The organism is Ferroacidibacillus organovorans, from assembly GCF_001516615.1.
Lineage (GTDB): Bacteria > Bacillota > Bacilli > Alicyclobacillales > SLC66 > Ferroacidibacillus > Ferroacidibacillus ferrooxidans_B.
This window is the reverse complement of record NZ_LPVJ01000010.1, coordinates 1-1938: the sequence shown is the minus strand read 5'-3', so window position 1 is coordinate 1938 and position 1938 is coordinate 1. Positions and strand designations below refer to the sequence as shown.

2 protein-coding genes are annotated in these 1938 nt (G+C 51.5%); both read left to right on the top strand.

Going from position 1 to position 1938, the window contains the following annotated elements:
* The first annotated feature begins 49 nt into the window (after positions 1–49).
* Positions 50–406 carry an IS66 family insertion sequence element accessory protein TnpB gene (gene tnpB / locus ATW55_RS04615; protein ID WP_067713165.1) on the top strand — a complete coding sequence of 119 codons (357 nt, stop codon included), beginning with the start codon at positions 50–52 and terminating at the stop codon, positions 404–406.
* A 69-nt stretch (positions 407–475) separates the two neighbouring features.
* On the top strand, positions 476–1938 hold a 1463-nt coding region (gene tnpC / locus ATW55_RS04610; RefSeq protein ID WP_067713162.1), incomplete at its 3' end, for an IS66 family transposase.

Sequence of the window (1938 nt, the reverse complement as noted above, 5' to 3'; positions counted from 1 at the left end):
GTTTTAATCGCCAATTGCTAGTCGACGTCGTGCGTGTGCTCTCACAGCCATGATCGATAGCAGTTATGCGGGACACGTCTATTTGGCTGGCGAGTACACGGATATGCGAAAGTCGATCGATGGACTCGCCGTTCTCGTGCAACATGCGTTTGAACTCGATCCCTTCTCCCCAGCCATTTTTGTCTTTTGCAATCGCCAACGTGACAAAATTAAATTACTCGCGTGGGATGAATGCGGATTTTGGCTGCACTACCGACGCTTGGAGCGAGGGCGCTTTCAATGGCCATCCCTGCAAGAAGGGGAAACCCTCACGATTCGCCGCAGAGAACTGCGATGGCTCTTGGATGGGCTGTCTCTTTCACAGCGTCATGCGCATGCCGAAGTGCGTGCGCGAACGATCATTTGAATGGTTTTTTTCTTTGAAAAACCCGCGTTTTAACAGGAAAATACGGGGGATTTGTCGAAATAAAGAGGTATGACACAAGCGACGAACGACACCACGTCTCCTCTCGAAACGCTGCAACATCGCGTTGTACACTTGGAGCAACAAAACGCAGATTTACGACTGAAACTGGCTTGGTATGAAGAGCGACTTCGTCTCAACGCACAAAAGCGTTTTGGTGCATCCAGTGAGAAAACAAGCGATGGGTCTGAACAGATGCGACTGCTTTTTAATGAGGCAGAAGTCGAAGCAGATGCAGAGCCTGAGGCGACCGAGTCGGACGTCGAAACGGAAACGATCACGTATGAACGTAAGAAGAAGCAAGGCCAGCGCGAGGAACTCCTCAAGAATCTACCGGTGGAGCGCATCGAGTACCGTCTTTCCGAAGCGGAGCAAGTCTGCTCGTGCTGTGGCAGCAAAACGCACGAGATGAGCACGCAGGTGCGCAAGGAACTCAAGATCATCCCCGCGCAAGTGAAGGTTCTCGAACACGTCCAGTACGTCTACGGATGCCGTCACTGTGAGAAAAATGAAATCCACACGCCGATTGTCATCGCGCCAATGCCGCGACCTGCTTATCCGGGCAGTTTGGCGTCTGCTTCAGCGCTCGCGTATGTGATGAACAAGAAATACGTTGAGGGCATGCCGCTGTATCGGCTTGAACAGCAACTGCATCGTCGCGGGGTGATGTTATCTCGGCAAACCTTGGCCAATTGGGTTTTGCATGGTGCGAACCAATGGCTGAGCACGATCTACGATCGATTGCATGAGGAACTGCTCAAGCAAACCTACCTCCATGCGGATGAGACGACGTTGCAAGTGCTTCACGAGCCCGGAAGAGAAGCCCAAAGCAAATCGTATCTGTGGCTGTATCGAAGCGGAAACGGTGGAGTTCCCATCGTGCTCTACGAGTACCAGGAAACGCGCGCCAAGGAGCATCCCAAAGAATTTCTTAAAGGGTTCAAGGGATACCTTCACGTGGATGGCTACCCGGGATACCATCATCTGCCGGATGTCACGTTGGTCGGCTGCATGGCGCATTTGAGAAGGCGATTCGATGAAGCGATCAAGGCGTTGCCTGTGCAAAAGAAAAATGCACCCGTAGCGGCACAGATTGGATTGGATTATTGCAACCAACTGTATAAGATTGAACGAAGTCTGAAGGATGATCCGCCAGAGAAACGGTTTGAGGTACGGCAAGAGAAAAGCCGACCGATTCTGGATGCGTTTTTGGCATGGCTCCAAGCACAAAACGACCACGTTCTCCCCAAAAGTAAACTGGGCGAGGCGATTCATTATGGTCTGAATCAGTGGAGTAAGCTTGAGGTGTATATGCAAGATGGCCATTTGGAGATCGACAACAACCGCGCGGAACGTTCGATCAAACCGTTTGTGATGGGAAGAAAGGCCTGGTTATTCTCAAATACACCAAGAGGAGCACGGGCGAGCGCGATCACGTATAGCATCGTTGAAACGGCGAAAGAAAACGGGCTCGA